The organism is Streptomyces sp. NPDC050534 (assembly GCF_044457745.1).
Lineage (GTDB): Bacteria > Actinomycetota > Actinomycetes > Streptomycetales > Streptomycetaceae > Streptomyces.
Window position 1 is genome coordinate 1 of sequence record NZ_JBITHF010000011.1, and the last position, 24,005, is coordinate 24,005.

The 24,005-nt window shown below is 71.5% G+C and carries 24 protein-coding genes; 13 read left to right on the forward strand and 11 right to left on the reverse strand.

Annotated features, from left to right (window positions below; genetic code table 11):
- The first annotated feature begins 210 nt into the window (after window positions 1-210).
- Together ACIBN2_RS31995 and ACIBN2_RS32000 are read left to right on the forward strand one after the other, a co-directional pair.
- Entirely contained in the window at window positions 211-774 is a 564-nt protein-coding gene (locus tag ACIBN2_RS31995) for an RNA polymerase sigma factor (RefSeq protein ID WP_399139617.1), read from the forward strand.
- Entirely contained in the window at window positions 767-1,741 is a 975-nt protein-coding gene (locus tag ACIBN2_RS32000; RefSeq protein WP_399139619.1) for a CU044_5270 family protein, read from the forward strand. The genes ACIBN2_RS31995 and ACIBN2_RS32000 overlap by 8 nt, the downstream gene beginning before the upstream one ends.
- Before the next feature lie 229 nt (window positions 1,742-1,970).
- Here the strand turns inward: ACIBN2_RS32000 and ACIBN2_RS32005 are convergent, their stop codons facing one another.
- Window positions 1,971-2,336 carry a nuclear transport factor 2 family protein gene (locus tag ACIBN2_RS32005; RefSeq protein WP_399139621.1) on the reverse strand — a complete coding sequence of 122 codons (366 nt, stop codon included), beginning with the start codon at window positions 2,334-2,336 and terminating at the stop codon, window positions 1,971-1,973.
- A gap of 172 nt (window positions 2,337-2,508) precedes the next feature.
- Here ACIBN2_RS32005 and ACIBN2_RS32010 point away from each other — a divergent pair, with 172 nt between their 5' ends.
- On the forward strand, window positions 2,509-2,805 hold the full coding sequence (locus tag ACIBN2_RS32010) for a hypothetical protein (protein ID WP_399139623.1): 297 nt from the start codon (window positions 2,509-2,511) through the stop codon (window positions 2,803-2,805).
- 128 nt (window positions 2,806-2,933) lie between these two features.
- Here the strand turns inward: ACIBN2_RS32010 and ACIBN2_RS32015 are convergent, their stop codons facing one another.
- Window positions 2,934-4,691 carry an ABC transporter ATP-binding protein gene (locus tag ACIBN2_RS32015; protein WP_399139625.1) on the reverse strand — a complete coding sequence of 586 codons (1,758 nt, stop codon included), beginning with the start codon at window positions 4,689-4,691 and terminating at the stop codon, window positions 2,934-2,936.
- A 168-nt stretch (window positions 4,692-4,859) separates the two neighbouring features.
- On the opposite strand from ACIBN2_RS32015, the gene ACIBN2_RS32020 reads away from it, so the two are divergent.
- Both ACIBN2_RS32020 and ACIBN2_RS32025 read left to right on the forward strand, forming a co-directional pair.
- Complete coding sequence (locus ACIBN2_RS32020) at window positions 4,860-5,948, forward strand: S-(hydroxymethyl)mycothiol dehydrogenase (protein ID WP_399139627.1); 1,089 nt, start codon at window positions 4,860-4,862, stop codon at window positions 5,946-5,948.
- The gene (locus ACIBN2_RS32025; RefSeq protein WP_399139629.1) at window positions 5,948-6,577 is read left to right on the forward strand and encodes an MBL fold metallo-hydrolase; all 630 of its coding nucleotides are present in this window, start codon (window positions 5,948-5,950) and stop codon (window positions 6,575-6,577) included. The genes ACIBN2_RS32020 and ACIBN2_RS32025 overlap by 1 nt, the downstream gene beginning before the upstream one ends.
- A gap of 53 nt (window positions 6,578-6,630) precedes the next feature.
- On the opposite strand, the gene ACIBN2_RS32030 is transcribed toward ACIBN2_RS32025, so the two are convergent.
- Together ACIBN2_RS32030 and ACIBN2_RS32035 are read right to left on the reverse strand one after the other, a co-directional pair.
- On the reverse strand, window positions 6,631-7,086 hold the full coding sequence (locus ACIBN2_RS32030) for a hypothetical protein (protein ID WP_399139631.1): 456 nt from the start codon (window positions 7,084-7,086) through the stop codon (window positions 6,631-6,633).
- Window positions 7,087-7,355: 269 nt separating this feature from the next.
- Window positions 7,356-8,612: an MFS transporter gene (locus ACIBN2_RS32035; protein ID WP_399139633.1), complete on the reverse strand. Its 1,257-nt coding sequence runs from the start codon at window positions 8,610-8,612 to the stop codon at window positions 7,356-7,358.
- A gap of 149 nt (window positions 8,613-8,761) precedes the next feature.
- Here ACIBN2_RS32035 and ACIBN2_RS32040 point away from each other — a divergent pair, with 149 nt between their 5' ends.
- From ACIBN2_RS32040 to ACIBN2_RS32055, 4 genes are all read left to right on the forward strand, one after another.
- Window positions 8,762-9,460 carry an ArsR/SmtB family transcription factor gene (locus ACIBN2_RS32040; RefSeq protein ID WP_399139635.1) on the forward strand — a complete coding sequence of 233 codons (699 nt, stop codon included), beginning with the start codon at window positions 8,762-8,764 and terminating at the stop codon, window positions 9,458-9,460.
- Entirely contained in the window at window positions 9,457-10,632 is a 1,176-nt protein-coding gene (locus ACIBN2_RS32045) for a cysteine desulfurase family protein (RefSeq protein WP_399139637.1), read from the forward strand. Before ACIBN2_RS32040 ends, ACIBN2_RS32045 begins: the two co-directional genes overlap by 4 nt.
- A gap of 182 nt (window positions 10,633-10,814) precedes the next feature.
- Entirely contained in the window at window positions 10,815-12,044 is a 1,230-nt protein-coding gene (locus tag ACIBN2_RS32050) for an MFS transporter (protein WP_399139638.1), read from the forward strand.
- A gap of 93 nt (window positions 12,045-12,137) precedes the next feature.
- A complete protein-coding gene (locus ACIBN2_RS32055; RefSeq protein ID WP_399139640.1) occupies window positions 12,138-13,052 on the forward strand; it encodes an SDR family oxidoreductase in 915 nt (304 codons plus the stop codon).
- 2 nt (window positions 13,053-13,054) lie between these two features.
- Here the strand turns inward: ACIBN2_RS32055 and ACIBN2_RS32060 are convergent, their stop codons facing one another.
- Window positions 13,055-13,591 (reverse strand): hypothetical protein, encoded by a 537-nt coding sequence (locus ACIBN2_RS32060; RefSeq protein WP_399139642.1) that lies wholly within the window; start codon window positions 13,589-13,591, stop codon window positions 13,055-13,057.
- A gap of 49 nt (window positions 13,592-13,640) precedes the next feature.
- On the opposite strand from ACIBN2_RS32060, the gene ACIBN2_RS32065 reads away from it, so the two are divergent.
- On the forward strand, window positions 13,641-14,438 hold the full coding sequence (locus ACIBN2_RS32065; protein WP_399139644.1) for an SDR family NAD(P)-dependent oxidoreductase: 798 nt from the start codon (window positions 13,641-13,643) through the stop codon (window positions 14,436-14,438).
- A 160-nt stretch (window positions 14,439-14,598) separates the two neighbouring features.
- Window positions 14,599-15,297 carry a L,D-transpeptidase family protein gene (locus ACIBN2_RS32070; protein WP_399139645.1) on the forward strand — a complete coding sequence of 233 codons (699 nt, stop codon included), beginning with the start codon at window positions 14,599-14,601 and terminating at the stop codon, window positions 15,295-15,297.
- 31 nt (window positions 15,298-15,328) lie between these two features.
- Here the strand turns inward: ACIBN2_RS32070 and ACIBN2_RS32075 are convergent, their stop codons facing one another.
- Genes ACIBN2_RS32075 through ACIBN2_RS32090 form a run of 4 tightly spaced genes read right to left on the reverse strand, consistent with a single transcriptional unit; the run spans window position 15,329 to window position 19,822 of the window.
- A complete protein-coding gene (locus tag ACIBN2_RS32075) occupies window positions 15,329-16,531 on the reverse strand; it encodes a Gfo/Idh/MocA family protein (protein ID WP_399139647.1) in 1,203 nt (400 codons plus the stop codon).
- 29 nt (window positions 16,532-16,560) lie between these two features.
- Entirely contained in the window at window positions 16,561-17,898 is a 1,338-nt protein-coding gene (locus ACIBN2_RS32080; protein ID WP_399139648.1) for an ABC transporter substrate-binding protein, read from the reverse strand.
- A gap of 22 nt (window positions 17,899-17,920) precedes the next feature.
- On the reverse strand, window positions 17,921-18,838 hold the full coding sequence (locus ACIBN2_RS32085; protein WP_399139650.1) for a carbohydrate ABC transporter permease: 918 nt from the start codon (window positions 18,836-18,838) through the stop codon (window positions 17,921-17,923).
- An 18-nt stretch (window positions 18,839-18,856) separates the two neighbouring features.
- Window positions 18,857-19,822 (reverse strand): carbohydrate ABC transporter permease, encoded by a 966-nt coding sequence (locus ACIBN2_RS32090; protein WP_399139652.1) that lies wholly within the window; start codon window positions 19,820-19,822, stop codon window positions 18,857-18,859.
- A gap of 166 nt (window positions 19,823-19,988) precedes the next feature.
- Here ACIBN2_RS32090 and ACIBN2_RS32095 point away from each other — a divergent pair, with 166 nt between their 5' ends.
- Together ACIBN2_RS32095 and ACIBN2_RS32100 are read left to right on the forward strand one after the other, a co-directional pair.
- Complete coding sequence (locus ACIBN2_RS32095) at window positions 19,989-21,149, forward strand: ROK family protein (RefSeq protein WP_399139654.1); 1,161 nt, start codon at window positions 19,989-19,991, stop codon at window positions 21,147-21,149.
- A 100-nt stretch (window positions 21,150-21,249) separates the two neighbouring features.
- On the forward strand, window positions 21,250-21,435 hold the full coding sequence (locus ACIBN2_RS32100) for a hypothetical protein (RefSeq protein WP_399139655.1): 186 nt from the start codon (window positions 21,250-21,252) through the stop codon (window positions 21,433-21,435).
- A 178-nt stretch (window positions 21,436-21,613) separates the two neighbouring features.
- Here ACIBN2_RS32100 and ACIBN2_RS32105 read toward each other — a convergent pair whose 3' ends face one another.
- Both ACIBN2_RS32105 and ACIBN2_RS32110 read right to left on the reverse strand, forming a co-directional pair.
- Window positions 21,614-22,984: a S1 family peptidase gene (locus ACIBN2_RS32105; RefSeq protein ID WP_399139657.1), complete on the reverse strand. Its 1,371-nt coding sequence runs from the start codon at window positions 22,982-22,984 to the stop codon at window positions 21,614-21,616.
- A 115-nt stretch (window positions 22,985-23,099) separates the two neighbouring features.
- On the reverse strand, window positions 23,100-23,930 hold the full coding sequence (locus ACIBN2_RS32110) for an SAM-dependent methyltransferase (protein WP_399139659.1): 831 nt from the start codon (window positions 23,928-23,930) through the stop codon (window positions 23,100-23,102).
- Between the last annotated feature and the right edge of the window lie 75 nt (window positions 23,931-24,005).

Consider the following 24,005-nt stretch of genomic DNA (forward strand, 5'->3'; position numbering starts at 1 on the left):
CAGCGCCATCACGCCGCCGATCAGGAAGAACGCGAACGACGTGACGAGATACAGCGTCCCGATCGTCTTGTGGTCAGTGGTCGTCAGCCACTTGAGGTGCCTCATACCCCGCCTGTGTCCGCACCCACCGCACCGGTCACACTCGAACGACGCGACGAGAATCACGGAAGCGGGTGTGACGATCCGGCCGGTGCCGGACACGAACGGAACATGAGCAACGACGAGATCTTCGCCGCTGCCTATCGCGAGCACTACTGGGCGGTCAGCCGCTATGTCGCGCGGCGACTGGACGGGCGGGCCGGCGAGGTGGAGGAAGTGGTGGCGGAGGTGTTCACGGTCGCCTGGCGGCGCCGGGCCGACCTGCCGGAGTCCCCGCTGCCCTGGCTGTACGGCGTGGCACGCAACTGCCTGGCGAACGCCGTGCGCGGCCACGGCCGGCGCCGCCGGCTGCTCGACCGGATCGGCAACGACGAGAGCGCGCACGGCCGCCAGGTCGTGGCGAGCCCCGACGCGGAAGCGCCGGGCGCCTGGGTGCACGAGGCGCTGGCCCGGCTCTCCGATGCCGACCAGGAGGTGCTGCGCCTGACGGCGTGGGAGGAGCTGGGCGTCGACGAGGTCGCCGTGGTCCTCGACTGCGGCACCCGGGCCGCCTCGATGCGGCTGCACCGCGCCCGGCGCCGGCTCAGAGCCGAGATAGACCGCCTGCACCCCGCCCTCACGACCGGCCCGACAACCGCGCGTCCGACAGCCACGAAGGAGTCCGGCCATGGCTGACGAACTCGAACTCCTGCGCCGCGCCGACCCGGTGCCGGTCGACGGCCCCCACTACGGCGAGGGCCCCCTGGACCACGGCGCCGAGCGCCTGCTGAACCGGCTGCTGCACGACCGGCCCGCGGCCCGCCGCCGCGTTCGGCTCGCCTGGAGCCTCGGGGCGACCCTCGTCGTCGCCGCGACGGCGCTGGCGCTGCTGCTCGGCGGCCCGAACACCACACGCGCGGTCGCCGCGCCCCGCCCGCTGGTCATCCGGACCGACTCCACTTCCGTATCCCTGAAGGAACTGGCCGACCGGGCCGAGCGGCAGGTCACGGCCCCGGGTGCGCCGAAACTGCGCAAGGGCACGCACGTGCAGTCCTGGAGCATGGGCATGAGCGACGACAAGCCCCCGGTGACGCTCCCGGAGGAACGCGTCGTGCGCTGGAAGGCCGACGGCAGCCACACCGAGCTCGTCGTGGCGACCGACCCGCGCCAGCCGGGCCGGCCGGTCCTGCGCGACGACGGCGGTGCTCCGCACCTGGTCGAGGACGGCCACGTCCTCAGCAGGCAGACGTATCCGCCGAGCTGGAGCGACGCGCCGCCCGAGTCGACGCCCCCGCACGACATGGCACGCCTGCGCGCCTACCTCCAGGAGGCCTCGTACACCAGGACCCCCCTGACCACGCCCGAACTCCTCGACGCGGTGGGCGAGTTGCTCGGCCACTGGACCCTCGGCGCCCGCGAGTCCGCGACGCTCGCCCGGCTCCTCGCGGACACCGGCGGCCTGCGGCCGGTCGGCCGGGTGACGGACCGGCTCGGGCGCAGCGGAGAGGCGTACGAGTACCGGGGCGCGGGCACCCGCCGGCTGCTGATCATGGCCCCGTCCACCGGCGCGGTCCTCGGCCTGGAGACGGTCTTCACCAAGGCCGACCCGGAGTACGGCGTCAAGGCCGGCGACGTCATGGAGTACAGCGCCTGGATGCGCTGATCACCTGGCGCGAGCCGCGCTCACCGGCGCAGGACGTGCCGTCGCCGGGCGGCGGGAAGCGGGCGGGGCCGCCCCGCTCTCAGGACGGACCGGAGCAGGGCGAGGGAGGCCAGCCGTTCTGCCGCGGCGGACCGCCGGGGCCGGCCCGGACGCGTGCGCCCCAGCGCCGCACGAGCCGAGAAGGTCCAGGTCAGCCTGGAGGTGACCTGGACCCTCGCGGTTCTGCCTCCTACTCGTCCCATGCCTGGATCAGGATCTCCTCGGCGATCTTGCCGTCGCGCAGCGTGACCATCGACTCGGTGAGGACGCGCGTCCCGTCCGAGTACCGGCACGACTGGCTGTAGGCGGCTCGGTCGCCCTGGATGATGCACTGGTCCACCTTGTGCGTCATGTCCCGGCTGTAGATGTCCTCGAACAGTGCCCCGATCTCCTCGCGACCGCGCACGATCTTGGGCTTGCTGGGCTGGGTGTTGCGGTCCACGATGCGTATCTGCGCGTCATCCGCGTAGAGCGACACGAGATCTGCCGCCGTGTGTCCTTCTACGCCCCGTCGCAACGTGTCGGCGTTGAAGGCGGGTGTTGCAGTGGTCCCCATGGTGACCTCCTCCGAAGGCCGCGACCCGCCGAGGAGCGGGCTGCGAAGGGCCTCTCTTCCGAGGCTCCTCCGCCCCGGCGGGGTCGGCAAGCGCAGCCGGGACGCTGCCCCTGATGGGTGAGTGACGCACCGCGCCCGTGACCGCCCGGCGTCCGGCAGCGTTGTGGGAAACATGATCTCAACACGACGTATCGTCGCCGCCGTTGGTCTCGCCGCCGGCGTCACCGCTCTCGCCGCGCCGCTCGCCAGCGCGTCCGACTCGACCATCCAGAACCGGGACGGGAGCGAGCTCAGCCCGATCAGCGCGATCGACTCGCTCGCCACGGCCGGCATCCCGGCGGACCGCCAGGCCGAGATGCCGCGCCCCTCGGAGCAGCTCAACCAGCTCAGCCGCCTGAACAACCTCCAGCAGCTGGACCAGGTCGCGGGCATGGGTGCCGCCGGGTCCGCGCTGCCGGGCGCGCTCTAGCCGGCCGACGTCACGTCGCCTGCCCTGGCCGAGGGCCGCCCGGTGTCGCGGGCGGCCCTCGGCCATGCCGCGTCCTCATCACGGCGGGGCACCGCTCGCGCATCGGTGTTCACGTCGCGAACGCCGGGTCAGTCGGCCGTGGCGAGGAACTGCGTGGCCGCCAGCTCGGCGTAGAGCGGGTCGGCGGCGACCAGTTCACGGTGAGTGCCCACCGCGCGCACCCGGCCCGCGTCCATGACCACGATGCGGTCGGCCATCGTCACCGTGGAGAGCCGGTGGGCCACGACGAGAACGGTCGTCGTACGTGCCACGTCGGCGACGGTGTCCCGCAGCGCCGCCTCGTTCACCGCGTCGAGCTGCGAGGTGGCCTCGTCGAGCAGCAGCAGACGCGGCCTGCGCAGCAGCGCGCGGGCGATGGCGACGCGCTGCCGCTCGCCGCCCGACAGCTTGGTGCCGCGGTGGCCGACCAGGGTGTCGAGCCCCTTGGGCAGCCGGGCCACCAGCCCGTCGAGGCGGGTCGTCTTCACCACCCGGGTGAGCGCGTCCTCGCCGGCCTCCGGATTGCCCAGCAGCAGGTTCTCGCGCAGCGAACCGGACAGCACCGGGGCGTCCTGCTCCACATAGCCGATCGCCGACCGGAGTTGGGGCAGATCCCAGTCCCGTACATCACGTCCGTCGAGAGTGATGGTGCCGGAGCCCGGGTCGTAGAACCGCTCGATGAGCGAGAACACCGTGGTCTTGCCCGCGCCGGACGGGCCGACGAACGCCGTCATGCCGCGGGCCGGCACCGCGAACGTCACCCCGTGATGCACGTACGGCAGGTCCTCGGCGTACCGGAAGCGGACCTCCTCGAAGGCGAGCGAGGCCGGTTCGGCGCCGGGGGTGGGCAACGGGGCGGGGCGGGCCGCCGGTTCGGAGGGCAGGCTCAGCGCCTCCTGGATGCGGGAGAGGGCGGCGGAGCCCGTCTGGTACTGCGTGATCGCGCCGACCACCTGCTGGATCGGGGACATGAGATAGAAGACGTACAGCAGGAACGCGACCAGCGTGCCCACCTCGATGGCACCGGTCGCCACCCGCGCCCCGCCCACCGCGAGCACCGTGATGAAGGCGATCTGCATCGCCAGACCGGCCGTATTTCCCGCCGCAGCCGACCACTTGGCGGCCCGCACGCTCTGCCGCCACGACTCCTCCGCCGCGTCGTGCAGCGTCTTCTCCTCGCGGTGCTCGGCACCGGACGCCTTCACCGTGCGCAGCGCGCCGAGTATCCGCTCCAGCGAGGCGCCCATCACGCCGACGGCGTCCTGCGCCCGGCGGCTCGCGCGGTTGATGCGCGGCACGATCACGCCGAGGACCGTGCCCGCGCCCAGGATCACGGCCAGGGTGACGAGAAGCAGCACCGGATCGACCAGCCCCATCATCACCACCGTCGCGGCCAGCGTGAGGCCGCCCGTGCCCAGCCCCACCAGCGAGTCCGTGGTGACCTCGCGCAGCAGCGTGGTGTCGGAGGTGATGCGGGCCATGAGGTCGCCCGGCTCGCTGCGGTCGACCGCGGGGATCCGCAGCCTCAGCAGATACGACGACAGGGCGCGCCGCGCGCCGAGCACCACCGACTCCGCGGTGCGCCGCAGCACGTAGCCACCGAGCGCGCCCACCGCCGCGTTGGCGACCACCAGCGCCGACATGGCGAGCAGGGCGCCGGTGATGGCCCGGTCGTGCGAGAGGTCGTCGATCAACCCCCGGGCCACGAGCGGCAGCAGCAGCCCGGTGGCGCCCGTGACGAGCGACAGCAGCGCACCCGTCAGCAGGGCCCACCGATGCGGTCGTACGTAGGCGAGGAGCAGCCGCCAGGCGGGCGGGCGGGGCTCGATGTCTGCGGCGATGCTCACGGCGCTCCTCGGCAGTCGTGCGGAGCATTCAGGCTACGTCGGCGGCTGCGGCTCGAGTGCGCCCATTTCGGGGCGGCGGCCCGCTCCGTCGCTGGGCCGGCGCCGTTACCGATCAGTCACGCGTAGGGTCGAAGGGACGGACATACGTCGATGAAAGGGTTCAGCACCATGGCGCAGGAAGTTCGCGGCGTGATCGCACCGGGCAAGGACGAGCCGGTGCGGGTGGAGACGATCGTCGTGCCCGACCCGGGACCCGGGGAGGCGGTGGTCCGGATCCAGGCCTGCGGAGTCTGCCACACGGATCTGCACTACAAGCAGGGCGGGATCAGCGACGACTTCCCCTTCCTGCTCGGTCATGAGGCGGCCGGGGTCGTGGAGTCGGTGGGGGAGGGCGTCACCGATGTGGCTCCCGGCGACTTCGTGATCCTCAACTGGCGTGCCGTGTGCGGGCAGTGCCGGGCCTGTCTGCGCGGGCGTCCGTGGTACTGCTTCAACACCCACAACGCCAAGCAGAAGATGACCCTCGCCTCGACGGGGCAGGAGCTGTCGCCGGCGCTGGGCATCGGCGCGTTCGCGGAGAAGACGCTGGTGGCGGCCGGGCAGTGCACGAAGGTCGATCCGAGCGTGTCGGCGCAGGTGGCCGGGCTGCTGGGCTGTGGCGTGATGGCCGGCATCGGCGCGGCGATCAACACCGGTCAGGTCGGCCGCGGCGACAGCGTCGCCGTGATCGGCTGCGGCGGGGTGGGCGACGCGGCGATCGCCGGGGCGAACCTGGCGGGCGCGGCGAAGATCATCGCGGTGGACCTCGACGACCGCAAGCTGGCCAAGGCCCGCGAGATGGGCGCCACGCACACCGTCAACTCACGGGAAGGTGACGCGGTGGAGGCGATTCGTGAGCTGACCGGCGGTTTCGGCGCCGACGTGGTCATCGAGGCGGTCGGCCGCCCGGAGACGTACAAGCAGGCTTTCTACGCCCGCGACCTCGCCGGGACGGTGGTGCTGGTCGGCGTCCCGACCCCGGAGATGAAGCTCGAACTGCCCCTGCTGGACGTCTTCGGCCGTGGCGGTTCGCTGAAGTCGTCCTGGTACGGCGACTGCCTGCCGAGCCGTGACTTCCCGATGCTGATCGACCTGCATCTGCAGGGCCGGCTGCCGCTGGACAAGTTCGTCACCGAGACGATCCAACTCACCGACGTCGAGAAGGCGTTCGAGCGGATGCACCACGGCGACGTACTGCGCTCGGTGGTGGTGCTCTGATGGCCGCACGCATCGAACGCCTCGTCACCTCCGGGCAGTTCACGCTCGACGGCGGCACCTGGGACGTCGAGAACAACGTCTGGATCGTCGGCGACGACCACGAGGTGATCGTCATCGACGCGGCGCACGACGCCGAGGCCATCGCCGAGGCGGTGGGGGACCGCCGTCTGACGGCCATCGTGTGCACGCACGCCCACAACGACCACATCGACGCGGCGCCCGCGCTGGCCGACCGCACGGGCGCCACGATCTGGCTACACCCGGACGACCTGCCGCTGTGGAAGCTGACCCACCCGGACCGGGACCCCGACGCCCACCTCATGGACGGCCAGGTCATCGAGGCGGCGGGCGCCGACCTCACGGTGCTGCACACCCCCGGCCACGCGCCGGGCGCCGTCTGCCTCTACGACCCGGCCCTGGCCACGGTCTTCACCGGCGACACCCTCTTCCAGGGCGGCCCCGGCGCGACCGGCCGTTCCTACTCCCACTTCCCGACGATCATCAACTCCCTCCGCGACCGCCTGCTCGGCCTCCCACCGGAGACGAGGGTCCTCACCGGGCACGGCGACCCGACGACCATCGGGGCGGAGGCCCCGCACCTGGACGAGTGGATCGCCCGCGGGCATTGAGTCCTGACGGGCCGGACCTCGGTGGCCGAGCCCGCCCGGGTCGGGTGGCGTGCTCAGAGCACGCCTACGAAGACGATGACCAGGGCGGGCAGTGCGATGAAGACGGTGCCGAGATACACGGCGAGGACCCACCTGTGACGACGGTCGCTCCCATGCCTGACGCCATGGCGAGATAGGGGTTGCGGCCGACCGCCTTGCAGCGCGAGCCAGTTGTAGAAGTCGTGGACGGTCGAGGCGCCCAACGCCCTGCGGAACTCCGCGCGGTTGCCGAAGAAGGTGAGCGCGACCAGGCTCGTCGTGACGGTGGTGCCGACGTTCGCGCCGAGAATGATGGGGATCGCGCCCTGGATGGGCAACGCGCCCGACCCTACGGCGGTGACGGTGATGGCCGTCGTGGTGGCCGACGACTGGATCAGGACGGTGCCGAGAACGCCGACGCTCAGCCCGACCCACGGGTGCGCGGCCGCGTCGCCGCCCAGCCCCGCGAAGCCGCGGCTGATGATGCTCACCGCACAGATCAGCAGGTAGATCAGCCCGGCGGCACCGCACCAGCCCAGGGCCTTGGTCCAGGTGGGGAACTCGACGACTTCGGCGCCGCCTTCAGCCGCCGGGGCCGCGAGCGCCGGACCGCCGGCAGGGGATCGCCCAGCGACGTCACCCTTTCGGGGCTGCTGTCCGGCCCGCTGTCGGATGTGGCTTCCGCCATGCACCAAGGCTACGAGTTCCGGACGAGCGGCGCGCGTGGCAGAGCGCCGTCAGAGTGCTGCCGCCCGGGCGCTCAGTGCGTGGGGCGTGGTCCGCCGATCCAGCGTGCCGCGAGCAGGCCGGACCCGGCGGTGAGGACCGCCGCGGCGACGATCGTGGCGTTCAGGCCGAGGGTGTCGGCCAGGATGCCGGCCAGCAGGGCGCCCGCGGCGTAGCCGATGTCGCGCCAGAAGCGGTACGTGCCGAGGGCGTTGGCGCGCCAGGCGGGGTGGGCGTGGTCGGAGACGGAGGCGATCAGGGCCGGGTAGACCATGGCCGTGCCGAGGCCGAGGAACACCGCGGACAGGACGCCGGCGAGGAGAGGGCGGTCGAGGAGGGCGAGGGCCAGGACGAAGCCCCCGGCCTGGACGAGCATGCCGTACACGATGAGCGGTTTGCGGCCGACGCGGTCGGAGAGGTGGCCGCTGGGGATCTGCCCGAGGCCCCACAGGATGGGGTAGAGCCCTTTGATCAGGCCGACCGCGGCGAGGCCGAGACCGTGGTCGGTGAACAGGAGCGGGAAGACGCCCCAAGTCAGGCCGTCGTTGAGGTTGTTGACCAGCCCGGCCTGGCTCGCGCCGCGCAGTGAGCGGTGGCGCCAGGACGTGCGCGCGAAGGTCGCGGCCAGGCTCGTGTTCTCGCCCGTCGGCAACGGCTCGGTGTGCTGGGCGAGTTCGAGGGCCACGTGGGCCGCCGTGTCGCGCACGACCAGGGAGAGCGCCAGCCCGGCCGCGACGAAGACGACGCCGATGAGTTCGGGCGCCGGGCGCAGGCCGTAGCCGGTGGCGAGGTAGCCCGTGAGGAGCGCGGTGACGCCGACCGCGGTGTAACCCGCCGCCTCGTTGAGGCCGGTGGCCAGGCCGCGACGGGCGGGACCGACGAGGTCGATCTTCATGTTGACGGTCATCGACCAGGTCAGGCCCTGGTTGAGGCCGAGCAGGACGTTCGCGGCGACGATCCAGCCCCACGACGGCGCCCATGCCAGCGCGAACGGCACAGGGACGCCGATCAGCCAGCCGGTGACCAGGAGCTGCTTGCGGCGGAAGCGGGCGGTCAGCGCGCCGGCCGCGAGGTTGGTCATCGCCTTCGTGGCACCGAAGGCGATGATGAAGGAGAAGACGGCCAGGTCGCTGGTCAGGCCGAAGACGTGCGAGCCGATGAGGGGGACGGTGGTCCGCTCCAGGCCGACCAGGCCGCCGACACAGACGTTGACGACGACCAGCAGCGTGAACTGGAGCCGGTTCTCCCGCAGGCCCAGGCGCACGGGCCCCGTCGCAGCCCTGGTGGCCACGCTCACCGGGCGCCGTCCGAGGCGACCGGCGGTGTCAGGTGGTGGTCGGCGAAGCCCATCGATTCCTCCGTTCGTCCGGATGCGGGAGTCCGTGTGGTCAGACCCCTCACCATCATCTACACTATTCCATGGATTTATGGAGGACGGATATGGCGGGAGACACCTCAGCCGGGGCGCGCGGGGCCGCAGCCGGTGCGAAGGCGGAGCTGTACGACGCGTTCGCGGTCGGCGGCAAGGCGCTGGCCAGCGGAAAACGCCTGGAACTGCTCGATCTGCTGGCCCAGGGCGAGCGCACGGTCGACGCCCTGGCCAAGGCGGCGGGGCTGAACCTGACGACGGCCTCGGCCCATCTGCAGACCCTCAAGCAGGCCGGGTTCGTCGCCACCCGCCGCGAGGGCGTGCGCATCCACTACCGGCTCGCCGGAGACGACGTGGCCCAGCTGTTCGCACTGCTGCGCAAGGTCGCCGAGGCCCACCAGGCCGCCGTGCCCGCGGCGCGGGATGCCTACCTCGGCGTGGACGGCGCGCCGGAGGTCACCCACGACGAGCTGCGCGCCCGCGTCGCGGCCGGGGACGCGATCGTGCTCGACGTCCGGCCGGCGGAGGAGTACCGGGCCGCGCACATCCCCGGCGCGCTGTCCATCCCGGTCGAGGAACTGGCCGACCGCATCGGCGAGTTGCCCGAGGAGGCCGAGGTCGTCGTCTACTGCCGCGGCGAGTACTGCGTCCTCGCCCACGACGCCGTCCGCCTGCTGACCGGCCGGGGGCGGCAGGCGATCCGTATGAACGACGGCATGCTGGAGTGGCGCCTGGCCGAACTGCCCGTGGAAGCAGGGGACTCGACATGAGCGACGTCCCTCCGCCCGGGCACCCGGCGCTGGCCGGCGGCCCGGTCTACCTCGACTACAACGCCACCACCCCCGTCGACCCCCGCGTGGCCGCGGCGATGCTGCCGCACCTGACGGACTTCTTCGGCAACCCTTCCAGCGGCCATCCCTACGGCGCCGGGCCCCGGCAGGCCCTGGCCGAGGCGCGCGTCCAGGTCGCCGCCCTGATCGGCGCCCGGGCCGACGAGGTCGTGTTCACGGGTTCCGGCTCCGAGGCGGACCTGCTCGCGCTGCGGGGCGCGGTCATCGCCTCCGGCCGTTCCCGCCCGCATGTGATCACGCAGGTCACCGAGCATCCCGCCGTACTGGAGACCTGCCGCGCGCTGGAGCGCCTGCACGGAGCGCGCCTGACCGTGCTGCCGGTCGACGGCGACGGCGTGGTGGTCCCGCAGGCGCTGGCCGCCGCGCTCACCCACGACACGGTCCTGGTGTCGGTCATGGCAGCCAACAACGAGACCGGCACCCTCCAGCCGATCCCCGAACTCGCCGCTCTCGCACACGACTTCGGCGCCTTGTTCCACTGCGACGCCGCCCAGGCGGCAGGGAAGATCCCCCTCGACGTGGAGGCGCTGGGCGTGGACCTGCTCACGGTCGTGGGACACAAGATGTACGCCCCGAAAGGTGCGGCCGCGCTGTACGTCCGTGGCGGCGTACGGCTGGAGCCGGTCGTCTACGGCGGCGGCCAGGAGCACGGCCTGCGAGCCGGAACGGAGAACGTCGCCCTCGCCGTCGCGCTCGGCGCCGCCGCCGGGCTGGCCGCCGACGAACCGACCGACGGCACCGCGGCCCGCGTCGCCTCCCTGCGCGACGACCTCCAACGGCGGCTCACCGAGGCGCTGCCGGGCCGCGTCCACCTCAACGGCCCCGCGAGCGGACGCCTGCCGAACACGCTCAACGTCAGCATCGACGGCGCACTCGGCCATGAACTCCTCGCCTCCGCCGACCAGATCGCGGCCTCGACCGGGCCGGCATGCCACAGCGGCAACCACACCCCGTCCCCGGTCCTGACCGCGATGGGACTCGAACCGGCCCGCGCCCTCGGCGCGTTGCGGCTGTCGCTGGGCCGCTGGACCACGCAGGCGGACATCGAGACGGCGGCGGCCGCGCTCGTCAAGGCGGCGGCCGGGCGCTGACCGTTCACGCCGGCCCACTCACCCACGACCACCTGCCGAAGCGACGGGAACTGGAAGAGGACATGAAGAGACCCGGATCAGGCACGGACGCCACGGACTCCATAGCCGACGGCCCCGAAGGTCCTGACCGTCCCGAGGGTCCCGACGGTCCCTGCAGTTCTGACGGTCCCGGTGTCTTCGATGTGCGCGACGTCGCGCAGACACAGCGCCGCGTCCTCCGCGTCCTCGTCGCCTCGCAGATCCTCAGCGGGGCCGGGCTCGCCGCCGGCGTCACCGTCGGCGCGCTCCTCGCGCAGAAGATGCTCGGCAGCACCAGCCTGGCCGGGCTGCCCAGTGCCCTGTTCACCGCCGGATCGGCGCTCACCGCGGTCGCCGTCGGCCGTATCTCCCAGGCCCGCGGACGCCGTCCCGGCCTGGCCACCGGCTACCTCACCGGAGCCGTCGGCAGCGCGGGCGTCATCACCGCCGCGATCCTGCACAACCCCGTCCTGCTGTTCATGGCCCTCTTCGTCTACGGCGCAGGCTCCGCCACCAACCTCCAGGCACGCTACGCAGGAGCGGACCTCGCCCACCCGGGCCACCGCGCCCGCGCCGTCTCGACCGTCCTGGTCGCCACCACCCTCGGCGGTGTCGCCGGACCGAACCTCGCCGCACCCACCGGCAACCTCGCAGAGAGCGCCGGCATCCCCGCCCTCGCCGGCCCCTTCGTGCTGTCCGGCGCCGCCTACGCCCTCGCCGCGCTGGTCCTGGCCGTCCGGCTGCGCCCCGACCCGCTGCTCGTGGCGCGTGGTCTCGCGCAGGCGCACAAGGCGGACACCGCCACCGGGGACGCCCTCGACGCACGGGAGCGCCGCGGTGGCGTGGTCCTCGGCGCTCTCGTCATGGTCCTCACCCAGCTCGTCATGGTCGCGATCATGACGATGACACCGGTCCACATGCACGACCACGGCCACGGAACCGCCGCCTCGGGCCTCGTCATCGCCATCCACATCGGCGCGATGTACCTGCCCTCGCCGCTGACGGGCCGGCTGGTCGATCGCCACGGCCCCATGAAGATCGCGGCCGCCTCCGGACTCATCCTCCTGGCCGCCGGCACCCTCGCCGCCACCGCGCCCGGCGACTCCGTCGCCCTCCTCGCCCTCGCCCTGGGCCTGCTCGGACTCGGCTGGAACTTCGGCCTCGTCTCGGGCACGGCGATCATCAACGACACCGTGCCGCTCGCGACCCGCGCCAAGACCCAGGGAACGGTCGACGTCTCCATCGCGATCGCCGGCGCGACGGGCGGCCTGTCCTCCGGCCTCGTCGTGGCGGCTGCCGGCTACCCCGTGCTCGCCCTCACCGGCGGCGTCCTCGCGCTCGCGGTCTTCCCCGCCATCGCCGCGACGGCTGCGGCCCGCGCGGAATCCCCGTAAGCGGATTCCCCGTAAAAGGCGACAGAAGATGTCCGCCTTCCCCGGCACCCTGATCCTGACAGCAGGAGTCGCAGCAGAACGGGGAGGCCGCAGATGTCCGAAGCGCTGAAGGGCAAGGTGGCGCTGGTCGCCGGGGCGACGCGGGGTGCGGGCCGCGGGATCGCGGTGGAGCTCGGCGCGGCCGGGGCGACGGTGTACGTGACCGGCCGCAGCACCCGCGCGCGGCGTTCCGAGTACGACCGCCCGGAGACCATCGAGGACACCGCCGACCTCGTCACCGAGGCGGGCGGCGAAGGCATCGCCGTGCCCACCGACCACCTCGACCCCGCACAGGTCCGCGCCCTCGTGGACCGTGTCGCGGACGAGCAGGGCCGCCTCGACGTCCTCGTCAACGACATCTGGGGCGGCGAGAACCTCTTCGAATGGGAGAGCCCGGTCTGGGAGCACGACCTCGACAAGGGGCTCAGGCTGCTCCGGCTCGCCGTGGAGACCCACGCCATCACCAGCCACCACGCCCTGCCGTTGCTCCTGCGCCGGCCCGGCGGCCTGGTCGTCGAGGTCACCGACGGCACCGCCGACTACAACCGCGACACCTACCGCGTCTCCTTCTTCTATGACCTCGCCAAGACGTCCGTGCTGCGCATGGCCTTCGCCCTGGGGCACGAACTCGGCCCGCGCGGGGCCACCGCCGTCGCGCTCACCCCTGGCTGGCTGCGCTCGGAGATCATGCTCGAGCACTTCGGCGTACGGGAGGAGAACTGGCGCGACGCCCTGGACCAGGTGCCGCACTTCGCCATCTCCGAGACCCCGCGCTACGTGGGCCGCGCCGTCACCGCCCTCGCCGCCGACCCGGACGTGGCGCGGTGGAACGGCGACTCCCTCTCCAGCGGCTCCCTGGCCCGGGAGTACGGCTTCACGGACCTCGACGGCAGCCGCCCGGACGCGTGGCGGTATCTGGTCGAGGTCCAGGACGCGGGGAAGGCGGCCGACGTCACCGGCTACCGCTGACCTCAGGGGCGGGTCACGACGGGCAGCGGCCACCGCGCCGCATGCCCCGGCGGGAGCGCCAGGTCCTCCCGCACGGCCGTGTAGAAGCGCTCGCGACCGGCGCGCTGCCGCTCCAGCAGCGACTGCCAGGCGGCCGGATCCCGCGTGCCATCCCGCACGAAGCGCTCCATCTCCAGGACGGTGACGATCCACTCCCGGGCCTGCTCGACGACGTCCGGGCTGCCCAGCAGGATGAGCGCCTCCCCGTACGGCTCGCGGGCCGTCTGGACGTCGGCCAGCAGAGGCTCGGCGTCCTGCGGCGTCAGCGGATGCGGATGCGGGTCGTTGCCGAGGTGGGCCGCCACCCGGTAGGTCAGCACGACCTGCTGCTTCAGCGCCTGCGACCAGTCCGTGTAGACCGCGAACCGCCGCTCCTCCCAGCGCGCCGCCTGCTCCCGCCGGAAGCGGGCCCGGTCCCCCCGTACGACCGCCAGATACGAGCCGAGCGCACCGATCACGACGCCTATCAGGGCAGGGAGTTGCTGCAGAAACGCGGTCATGGACGCACGCTATCTGCCGAGTAGATCTTGCGGGGAGTAGGTTCGGGCCATGGCTGACACGAAGCGCTTCGAGGGGTACGGGGTTCTCGTCACCGGCGCGGCCCGCGGCATCGGAGCCGCCGTCTCGCGGCGGCTGGCCGAGGAGGGGGCGCGCGTGCTGCTCACCGACGCCGATCGGGCCGAGGCCGGGAGGACCGCGGGCGCCCTGCGTGAACGGGGCCTCGCAGCCGAGGCGTTGGCGTGCGACGTGGCCGAGCGGGCCGCCGTCGAGGCGGCCGTCGCGCACGCCGTCGACACCTTCGGGTCGCTGGACGTCCTGGTCAACTGCGCGGCGAGCTGCACCCCCGACACCCCGCTCTTCGAGGACGGCGCGGACGACGCCTGGGACCGCGACCTCGGCATCACGCTGACCGGCACCTACCGCTGCTGCCGCGCCGCCCTCCCGCACCTGGCCGCCTCCGGCCGCGGCGCCGTCGTCACCATCGGCTCCGTCAACGCCCTTCAGGACTTCGGCAACCACGCCTACAGCGCGGCCAAGGCCGGTCTGCTCTCGCTCACCCGCACCATGGCCGGGCACGTCGCCGCGCGCGGTGTCCGCGTCAACCTCGTGCTGCCGGGCACGGTGCGCACCTCCGCCTGGGAGGGCCGCGAGGACGAACTGGAGACCCTGCGCGCGCTGTATCCCCTCGGCCGGGTCGGCGAGCCCGAGGACATCGCCGCCGCCGTCGCCTTCCTCGCCTCCCGCGACGCGGCCTGGATCACCGGCACCGCGCTCACGGTCGACGGCGGCGTCACCGCCGTCAACACGGGCTTTATCCGGGCCACGCGCCAGGACGGCGAGAGATGAGCCACAGCATCCCACCCTCCTCTCTGTGACCTGCGGCACTGCGAATGTCACCGTTTCGTCGCATCGTGGGCGATCCCTGCAACCGAACGCGCCCTACGCCGGTCTAGCTGGCAGAGATCGCAGATCAGACGCGCAGACGACACGAAAGGCAAGGCCGGCCATGGGGGACATACGCAGACGGGGCGCCGTCGCGCTCGGGCTCACCGGACTGATGGCACCGCTCGCGCTCGCCCTGGGCACCGCGCCCGCGCAGGCGGCGACGAGCTGCACCACGAGCACCGGGCCCTATCAGAAGCAGGTGGAGAAGTTCCTCGGCCTGACCGTCGACGGCCGGCAGTCGGCCACCGACTGCAAGGCCATCAAGGCCTTCCAGACCAAGCACGGCATCACCCCGAACATCGGCTACGCGGGCTCCGTCACCTGGGGTGTGATGGACCTGATGAACAAGCAGAAGGCCGTCGGGAACAACCCCAACAGGGACGGCAAGTGCCCGACGAACAAGGGCCGCATCGCCTGCGTGAACCTGACGCTGCAGCTCAGCTGGATCCAGGACGGCAGCCGGCTCGTCTACGGCCCCGTCCCGGTCCGTACCGGCCGTAACGGCTACGAGACCCGCACCGGCCTGAAGAAGATCTACTGGCGGGACATCGACCACGTCTCGAACCTCTACAACGTGCCGATGCCCTACAGCCAGTTCTTCGACGGCGGTCAGGCCTTCCACTCGGTGAACCTCAGCATGTGGAACCCGCCGGGCTCGCACGGCTGCGTCAACATGACCCCGGCCACCGCCAAGAAGTACTGGTCGCTGCTGAAGACGGGCGACGACGTCTTCGTCTACGGCCGCAAGCCGGGCACCTGACGAAGAACGCAGGCACCCGGCTCGCCGGGTGTCACTGCGCGGGCGCGTCCCCGAAGTCCGGGATCTCCAGCCGTACCCCACCCTGCCGCGCGGAATCGTGCGCGACGATACCCGGCAGGGTGTAGCGGGCGGCCACCCATGCGTTGACGGACGGCAGCGACCGCGTGTTCACGGCGGTCACGAAGTCGTCCACCAGGAAGTGGTGGCTGCCCTCGTGCCCGTTGTGCAGGTGGTCGAACTCCCGCGGCAGCCGGGCACGGTCGTGCACCGGCGCCGAGCCGGAGGTGAAGGCGGCCCGCAGTTCCGGCGCGATGTGCTGAAGTGACGGGTCGTCAGGAGCCATGGTTGGCTTGGGCTCCAGCAGCTCGCTGATGTCCCGCACCCCCTTCTTGTCCTGCCAGAACGCGACCGTCGCCAGCTGCTCCATGCTCGCGTCCGTGCCGAAGAAGCGGAAACGCGACTCGCGGATGTGCGAGGGGTAGCCGACCCGCCGGAACTCGTTGGTGCGGAACGACCCGCCGCCCGCCACCTCGAACAGCGCGGTCGCGTTGGAGAAGTCGTTGCCGAACTGGCTGACGTCCTTGTCGAAGACGCCGTCGCCGCGCTCGTCCACCACCCCGATCGCCGACACGCTCGTGGCATACGTCTGCCAGGCGCCGAGCACGCCGCCCACCGAGTGCGTGGGGTAGAGCAGCGGGGGATAGCTGGCGGTCTGCTTCCAGTTCTCGCCGCCGCTGTACTGGTACGCCTCGTAGAACCCCAGGTCCATGTCGTGGACGTAGTCGCCCTCGGCGTAGAAGATCCGCCCGAAGGCGCCCTCGGCGATCTGGTTGCGGGCGTGCACGGTCGCCGGGTTGTACTGGCTGGTCTCGCCCATCATGTACGTGAGGCCGGTCGCCTTGACCGTGTCGATGATGGCGGAGATCTCCTCGGTGGTGATCGCCATGGGGACCGCGGAGTAGACGTGCTTGCCGGCGTTCAGGCCCTGGATCACGAGGGGTCCGTGCGTCCAGCGCTGGGTGAAGACGGCGACCGCGTCGACGTCCGGGGACTCCAGCATCGCCTGGTACGAGGGAAAGGTGCCCGTCAGCCCCTGGGCGGCGGCGAGTTGGTCTGCCCGGCCGGGCAGCAGGTCGGTGACGTAGACGTCGCTGACGCCGGGGTGGGCCTGGAACAGCGTGGCGAACTGGCCGGAGAACTGGCCGGCGCCGACGATGCCGAGCGAGAACGTCATGTGAGGCGTGCCCTTCCTTGGTACGGAGATCACTGCGAGAGGATCAGGTTGATCTGGTCGGTGGTCCGGTCGAGGCTGCCGGCGGACTCGCCACTGCCGTAGATACCCTGCATGGCCGGGTGCATCAACGCGTAGACGTCCGCCGCGTAGTTGGTGATCGGGAAGGTGAAGGTCCTGAAGTCCTTCCGGTCGGTGACGGGCTTCGTGAACGCCGAGACGTCGATGCCCTTCCCGCCGTACGCGGCCACCGCGGCCTTCGTCCCGCCGGGTGTGGCGGGAAAGACGATGCCGTAGCGGCCGACGATCTTCTGGCAGGTGTCGGAGGCGAGGTAGCGCACCCACTTCCTGGCGCCCTGCTTGTTGCGGGCGTTCCTCGTGATGGAGTCGGCGAGGCCGTTCATCATGGTGGCCCGCTTGCCGGTCGGCCCGGCCGGTGTGGGCGCGGTGGCGACCTCGACGCCCTTCGTGGCGGCGTAGGTGGAGATCATCCAGGCGCCGTCGAAGGCGGTCGCCGCCTTGCCCGCGGCCACCTGTGCGTTGGCCGGGTTGGCGCCCGCGCTGTAGTCCGTGAGCGGCGCGAGATAGCCCTTCTTCGCGAGGCCGAAGTACCACTTGATCACGGACTGGAAGGTCCTGCTGTCGTAGCGGTACTTGTCGCCCCATCGCTCCTTGTCGGTGTAGCTCCAGCCCGCGGACGCGGCGAAGTTGCTCCAGGTCGTCTGTCCGTCGCCGTCACCGCCGCCGCCGGTCGCGAGGCCGTACACCTTGACGTGGTGCTTGTCGAAGCCCGGTTCGTCGCCGCGCCTGCCGTGCACGTCGACGGTGAGGTGGGCGATGGTCTTCTCGAAGGTGCCGCCGTCCTTCGGGTTCCAGGCCAGACCGCCGATCTGCCGCGGGGTGAGCCCGGCCGACCGCGCCATCTCCTTGTTGTAGAAGAGGGCGACCGTGTCCCAGTCCTTGGGGGCGCCGTAGCGATGCCCGTCCTGCCCGATCCAGTTGTCGGCCAGCCCCGGCTGGTAGTCGGAGGGGTTGATGCCCAGGCCGTCCAGCGGCTCGAGGACCTTCAGGTCGGCGAACTGGCCGAACTTCTGGATGTGGTCGGTGAAGACGTCGGGCTGGGTGCCCGCGATGAAGCTCGCGGTCAGCTTGGTCCAGTAGTCGTCCCAGCCCAGCTGGCTGATCTTCACCTTCAGGCCCGGGTTCTCCTTCTCGAACCCCTTGGCGCAGGCCTGGTAGGCGGGCAGCTGGTTGGCGTCCCACAGCCAGTACGTGACCGTGTCGCCGCCCCCTCCGCCGCCGCCGTCCTGCGCGCACCCGGCGACCAGGGACAGGGCCAGCGCGCCGGTCAGTGCCACGGCGCTCCGCATACGAACTCGCATCCCTGTCCCCTTACTTGAGCCCGGTGAAGCTGATGGTGCTGACGATGCGGCGAGCGAAGCAGCCGAAGAGCACGAGCATCGGCAGCGCGGCGATGAGGGTCGCGGCCATCAGGCCGGACCAGTCGTAGCCCGTCTGCGGGGTCTGCGCCCGGAAGATGGCGAGCGCCACGGTCAGCACGCGCGAGCTGTCGCTGTAGGACACCATCAGCGGCCAGAAGTAGTCGTTCCACGAGGTGATGTACGTCAGCACGCCCAGCGTGAGGACGGGCGTGGCCGCCATCGGCAGCATCACCCGGAAGAAGATCCGGATCTTCCCGGCCCCGTCCAGCAGGGCGGCCTCCTCGACCTCCCGCGGGACGTTCATGAAGAACTGGCGCAGGAAGAACACCGCGAACGGCGTCATGAACATCGTCGGCAGGGCGATGCCCAACAGTGTGTCCACCAGGTGGAGTTGCTTGATGAGCACGAAGTTCGGCAGCAGGGTGAAGATCGCGGGCACCATCAGTCCGGCGAGGAACAGCCCGAACACCTTGTCCCGGCCGCGCCACCTCAGCCGTGCGAAGGCGTAGGCGGCCATGGCGGAGAAGAAGATCTGGCAGACGGTGATCAGGGTCGAGACCAGCACCGAGTTGAGCAGGTAGCGCCAGAACTTCAGCCCGCCGCCCGCGCCGCCCTGGGCGATCGCGTCCTTGGTCGACTGCAGGCCCAGGGCGCGTGCGAAGCCGCCGCCCGTCAGGTCGACCGGCAGGGGGTCGCCGGGATGGGCGGCGAGCGCGGTGTTGGTGGACAGCGCGGTGCGCAGGATCCAGTAGAACGGCAGCAGGGTGACGAGCACGATCGCGGTCATCACCACCCAGGCGGCGATCCGGCCGATCGCGGGCCGGCGCCTGGTGGGCCGTACGGTGGTCGTGGTTGCCACGGCAGCCATGTCGGTCGCTCCCTTCCGTCAGCCGAGGTCGCTCTGGCCGGCCCGGGTGAGCCGGTACTGCAGGAACGTGATCGCGCTCAGCACGACGAGCAGGGCCACGGACATGGCCGATGCGTAGCCGAACTGGAAGCGGCCGAAGGCGGCGCCGTAGATGTAGTACTGGAGCACGTTGGTGGCGTTCGCCGGGCCGCCCATGGTCGTCACGGCGACGGTGTCGAAGACCTGGAACGAACCGATCACCGTCATGATCAGCACGACCGCCAGCACCGGCCGCAGCAGCGGCAGCGTGATCCGCCGGAACATCCGCCACTCGCTCGCGCCGTCGACCCTGGCGGCCTCGTACATGTCGTTCGGGATGGCCATGAGCCCGGCGAACAGCAGCAGCGCGGTGTAGCCGACGTGCCGCCAGACGTTGATCAGGGCGATCGTGGGGATGGCCCAGTGTTCGTCGGCGAGGAACGGGACGTGGTCGAACCCGAGCGCCCCGATGATCTGGTTGCCGACGCCGAGCTGGGTGTCCAGGATCCACAGCCAGACGACGCCTGCGACGACGTTGGACATCAGATACGGCGTCAGCACGATCCCGCGCAGCACCGCCGACTGCGTCAGCCGCTGGAGCAGGACGGCGATGGCGAGCGCCGAGACCGTCTGCACCCCGATGTTGATCACCACGTACTCGACGGTGACCTTCAACGAGTCCCAGAAGATGGGGTCGTGGACCATCCGCACGTAGTTGTCGAGCCCCACCCACTCGGCCGGGGTGAGCAGGTTGAAGCGGGTGAAGCTCAGGTAGATGCCCCGCAGGGTGGGCCAGAGCAGGAACACCAGGAAGCCCAGCAGGGCCGGCGCGATGAACACCGCGGCGAGCCGTCCGTCGCCCCCGCTCTCACGGACCTCGGCCCGTCCGGTCCTCGGCTCGGTGCCCGCGGCCTCGGCGCCTCGCAGCGGCAGGCGCGAAGGGGGGCTGCTGGAGGCGATGGTCATCGGGAGACTCCTCGTCTGCGGCGGCTCGTCCTCGGCCACTTACTTTCGGCGCGAAAGAATCCAAGAGTCAAGAGGCCTGCGGGGATCTCTTCCACGGCCTTCCGTACGGGCTATCCTGAGCTGGTTATTTCTGCAGCGAAAAAAAGCATGTGGGAGTCTGACCGTCATGACCACAGTTGCCGCCAGCTGGCTGCCCCTGAGTCCCGGTGAGCGCTCGGTGGCGATCGAGGTGCTCGTCAACGGCCCGCTGTCACGCACCGACCTCGCCCGGCGGCTCGATCTGTCCGCGGGCAGCCTCACCCGGCTGACCAAACCGCTGATCGAGTCGGGTCTGCTGATAGAGGTCACCGAGGCCGGCCTGTCGACGGAAGTGCGTCAGGGACGCCCCTCGCAGCCGCTCGACGTCGTCGCCGAGTCCCGCTCCTTCATCGGCTTCAAGATCACCGAGGACATGGTCTACGGAGTCGTCACCACGCTCCGGAGCGACATCGTCGCCCGCTACGACCGCCCGCTCGACACCCTTGACCCGGCCGAAGTCGCCGACGTGCTCGCGGAGATGACGACCGAGCTCGCCCGCGCCCATCCGCGCCTCGCCGGGATCGGCATCGGTGTGGGCGGCCTGGTCGAGGACCGCGCCGTGGTGGGGGAGTCGCCGTTCCTGCGCTGGCGGGACGTCCCGCTCGCCGAACTCGTCGAGGAGCGCACCGGGCTGCCGGTCGTGGTCGAGAACGACGTCGCCGCCCTCGTCGAGGCCGAGACCTGGTTCGGGGCCGGCCGGGGCCTGGACCGCTTCGTCGTCCTCACCATCGGCGCCGGCATCGGCTACGGACTGGTCCTGGGCGGCAAGCGCGTGCCCTGCGCCGAGGAGGACCGCGGATTCGGCCGCCACTGGATCATCGACCCCAACGGCCCACTCACCCCCGAAGGCGAGCGCGGCAGCGCCGTCTCGCTGCTGACCATCTCCAGCATCCGCTACCAGATCCGCGCCGCCACCGGACGGGACTGGACCTACGAGGAGATCCTCGGCCTGGCCTCAGCCGGTGAACCCATGCACTCCCGGGTCGTCGGCGAGGCGGCCCGCGCCCTCGGCACCCTCGTCGCCCAGATCGCCAACTTCGCGATGCCGCAGAAGATCCTGCTCGCCGGCGAGGGCGTCGGGCTGATGGATGTGGCCGGAGACACGGTGCGGGAGGCGATCGCCGCCCAGCGGCATCCACTGGCCGCGCCGGTGCCCCTGGAGACCAAGGTGTCCGACTTCCACGACTGGGCCCGCGGCGCCGCCGTCCTGGCCATCCAGGTGCTGGTCCTGGGGGTCGCGGAGGTGTGAACTCGGCCGCCCGCCTTGGCAGATGGACGTGACCAGCAACACGGTCCTTAATGTCCGGTTCGTGCGAGGTTACTCACAGCGCCTTCACGCCACGGCCCGTATGCTTCACATCATGTCCACCACCGTTGAACCCGCCTCCGTTCGCTCGGCAGACGAGGTCAACGAGGAGATCCGGGCCCTGTGGCGCCGGTCGGGCGGGACACTGAGTGGCGAGCAGCGCGAGGAGTACCAGCGCCTCGTCCTGGAGTGGGCCGCCGCGGCCCCGCGCGAGTCGCGGGCGGCCTGAACCCGGCGCCGAATGGGCCCCTCCTCGCTCTGACCTCCGCCGTCTACTACGGCCGCCGTGTCTCACCGTCCAGCCGTTCCCAGTCGGGGCCGGGGCCTCCCTCGCCCCTACCCCGCGCTCCCCGTCGTCCTCGGCCCGGCCCTGCTGCACGAGCGGCTGCTGACCCTCGGCCGAGGTGTCAGCTCCAGGTCGCCGAGTAGTAGCGCCGGTACTCCTTGCGGTCCTGCTCGGCGCGGATGTAGCGGGTGGCGACCAGCGCCAGCAGGCTGCCTCCGATGACGAGCATCCCGGGTCCGACGTTGCTGGGGTTCGCCAGCCGGGCCAGCAGCGTCTCGCCGTCGTCCGCGAGGCCCGACACGGGGCCCGAGGAGCCGGGGGAGGCCGTGCTGGGTGCGATGGCGCTGTGCGTGGCCGAGGAGGACGGTGCCGTGCTCTGACCCGCGGCCTGCTTCGACACGATCATCTGGACGCCGAGCGCCTGCATCGCCTTGGTCACCGGCTGGAAGAACGTCGTCCCGCCCGAGGTGCAGTCGCCGCTGCCGCCCGAGGTCACCCCCAGCGCGACGCCGTCGGAGAACAGCGGGCCTCCGCTGTCCCCGGGCTCGGCGCACACGTTCGTCTCGATCAGGCCGGTGACGGTGCCCTCCGGGTAGTTGACCGTGGCGTCCAGCCCCTTGACCTCACCGTCGTGCAGTCCGCTGGTGCTGCCGCTGCGGAACACCCGCTGCCCCACGGCCGGATCGCCGACGCCCGTGATCCGCACGCCGTTGCCCTTGCCGATGGCCACGATGTCGGCGCCGGCGCCCGCCTTGCCGCTCGCGTACTGGACCAGCGAGAAGTCACTGCCGGGGAAGTCCTGCCGCACCGTCTTGCCGAGCTGCTGGCTGCCCTGGTTGTCCGCGAACCAGATCGACCCGGCCGGCCCGCAGTGCCCGGCGGTGAGGATGAAGTCGCTCTTGCCGTCGGTCACGTTGAAGCCCGCCGAGCAGCGGCCGCCGGTCGACAGGATCGGCTGCGCACCGTTGATACGGGTCGTGAACTCGCCCTGCGTGCGCTCCGTGCGGACGGAGGAGCCGATGCCGGTCGCGACCTTGGTCATGTCCGACCAGTCGGAGGCCGAGACGGTGCTGTCGCCCTGCACCACCACCTGGTTGGTGCGGTAGTCCATGACCCAGGCCGTGCCGGCCACCCGGGGCGCCGCACGCAGCGTCGACGCCGCCGCCTTGAGGTCGTTCATGCTGTGCTGAACCATCTTGGCCCGGGCGCCCGCGCTCTCGACCTGGGCCGCCGCCTCCTGGTCGGTCACCGCGACCACCGGACGCCCGTCCGTGCCGATCCAGGTGCCGGCCGTGCGGGCGGTGCCGAGCTGGGACACGAGCGCGGCACCGGGGTTCTCCGAGGTGCCGGAGGCGCTGAACGGGAGGGCGGAGGTGCCGGGAGTCTCGCTCGCCATGGCGGCCTGCGTCACCATCGCCCCGCCGAGGAGGAGGCCGCCGACGGCAGCCAGCCGCGTCGCTCGCCGGACGATCCGTCGTCGTGCGTGCCTCATGCATGGCTCCCGAACCTGTACGCGCGGCGTCAACACCGCGGGGCCCTCCGGTCGTTGAGCGCCCTCCCTCCATACGGGGCCGGGGACCGTTCCGTTCAGCGCGCGGGCGATCTTCTCAGCGCTTGCGGCCCACCCCGCCGTACAAGGCCACTTCCTGCGGCTCGTCCCCGCCGGGCCGCTCGGGCCGCCACCGTGAGCACGAGACCACACCCGGTTCCAGCAGGTCCAGGCCGTCGAAGAAGCGGGCCACGGCCTGCGGGGTGCGCTGGACCAGCCACGGGATGCCGCGCTCGTTCCAGTACCGGACCGCCGCGTCCACCTCGGGCAGCGCGGGGCTCGTGATGGTGTGGGACAGCACGAGATGGCTGCCGGACGGCAGCACGTCCATGAGGCGGCGCACGATCCCGTACGGGTCCTCGTCCTCGCGCAGGAAGATGACCACCCCGAGCAGCATCAGCGCGACCGGCCGGGAGAGGTCCAGCGTGTCGGCGGCCCGCTCCAGGATCGCGTCGACGTTGCGCAGGTCCTCGTCCACATGGTCCGTGCGGCCCTCGGGCGAGCTGGTGAGCAGGGCGCGGGCGTGCGCCAGCACCAGCGGGTCGTTGTCGACGTAGACGATCCGCGCGTCCGGAGCGAGGCGCTGGGCGACCTCGTGCGTGTTGTCGGCGGTGGGCAGGCCGGTGCCGATGTCGAGGAACTGGCGGATCCCGGCCTCGGCCACCAGATGACGTACGGCGCGTCCCAGGAAGAGGCGGTCGGCGCGGGCGTACTCGTCGATGGCCGGATGGAGCTCGCGGATGTGGTCACCGGCGACCCGGTCGACCTCGTAGTAGTCGCTGCCACCGAGCCAGTAGTTCCAGATCCGGGCCGTGTGCGGGCGCAGTGTGTCGAGGCGTCTGCGCAGCGCCGCGGCGTGGTCCTCGGTACATGCCGGATTCTCCGTCAAGGGGTCCGCTCCTGGGGGTGCCTTTTGCGAGGGGTGGCATCAACGGGCAATCCAACCATCGCAGTTGAGGTTTGC

Coding starts and splice junctions, on each gene's coding strand:
- ACIBN2_RS31995 (WP_399139617.1), top strand. CDS start 211: ATGAGCAACGACGAGATCTTCGCCGCTGCCTATCGCGAGCACTACTGG.
- ACIBN2_RS32000 (WP_399139619.1), top strand. CDS start 767: ATGGCTGACGAACTCGAACTCCTGCGCCGCGCCGACCCGGTGCCGGTC.
- ACIBN2_RS32005 (WP_399139621.1), bottom strand. CDS start 2,336: ATGGGGACCACTGCAACACCCGCCTTCAACGCCGACACGTTGCGACGG.
- ACIBN2_RS32010 (WP_399139623.1), top strand. CDS start 2,509: ATGATCTCAACACGACGTATCGTCGCCGCCGTTGGTCTCGCCGCCGGC.
- ACIBN2_RS32020 (WP_399139627.1), top strand. CDS start 4,860: ATGGCGCAGGAAGTTCGCGGCGTGATCGCACCGGGCAAGGACGAGCCG.
- ACIBN2_RS32025 (WP_399139629.1), top strand. CDS start 5,948: ATGGCCGCACGCATCGAACGCCTCGTCACCTCCGGGCAGTTCACGCTC.
- ACIBN2_RS32040 (WP_399139635.1), top strand. CDS start 8,762: ATGGCGGGAGACACCTCAGCCGGGGCGCGCGGGGCCGCAGCCGGTGCG.
- ACIBN2_RS32045 (WP_399139637.1), top strand. CDS start 9,457: ATGAGCGACGTCCCTCCGCCCGGGCACCCGGCGCTGGCCGGCGGCCCG.
- ACIBN2_RS32055 (WP_399139640.1), top strand. CDS start 12,138: ATGTCCGAAGCGCTGAAGGGCAAGGTGGCGCTGGTCGCCGGGGCGACG.
- ACIBN2_RS32060 (WP_399139642.1), bottom strand. CDS start 13,591: ATGACCGCGTTTCTGCAGCAACTCCCTGCCCTGATAGGCGTCGTGATC.
- ACIBN2_RS32065 (WP_399139644.1), top strand. CDS start 13,641: ATGGCTGACACGAAGCGCTTCGAGGGGTACGGGGTTCTCGTCACCGGC.
- ACIBN2_RS32070 (WP_399139645.1), top strand. CDS start 14,599: ATGGGGGACATACGCAGACGGGGCGCCGTCGCGCTCGGGCTCACCGGA.
- ACIBN2_RS32075 (WP_399139647.1), bottom strand. CDS start 16,531: ATGACGTTCTCGCTCGGCATCGTCGGCGCCGGCCAGTTCTCCGGCCAG.
- ACIBN2_RS32080 (WP_399139648.1), bottom strand. CDS start 17,898: ATGCGGAGCGCCGTGGCACTGACCGGCGCGCTGGCCCTGTCCCTGGTC.
- ACIBN2_RS32085 (WP_399139650.1), bottom strand. CDS start 18,838: ATGGCTGCCGTGGCAACCACGACCACCGTACGGCCCACCAGGCGCCGG.
- ACIBN2_RS32090 (WP_399139652.1), bottom strand. CDS start 19,822: ATGACCATCGCCTCCAGCAGCCCCCCTTCGCGCCTGCCGCTGCGAGGC.
- ACIBN2_RS32095 (WP_399139654.1), top strand. CDS start 19,989: ATGACCACAGTTGCCGCCAGCTGGCTGCCCCTGAGTCCCGGTGAGCGC.
- ACIBN2_RS32100 (WP_399139655.1), top strand. CDS start 21,250: ATGCTTCACATCATGTCCACCACCGTTGAACCCGCCTCCGTTCGCTCG.
- ACIBN2_RS32105 (WP_399139657.1), bottom strand. CDS start 22,984: ATGAGGCACGCACGACGACGGATCGTCCGGCGAGCGACGCGGCTGGCT.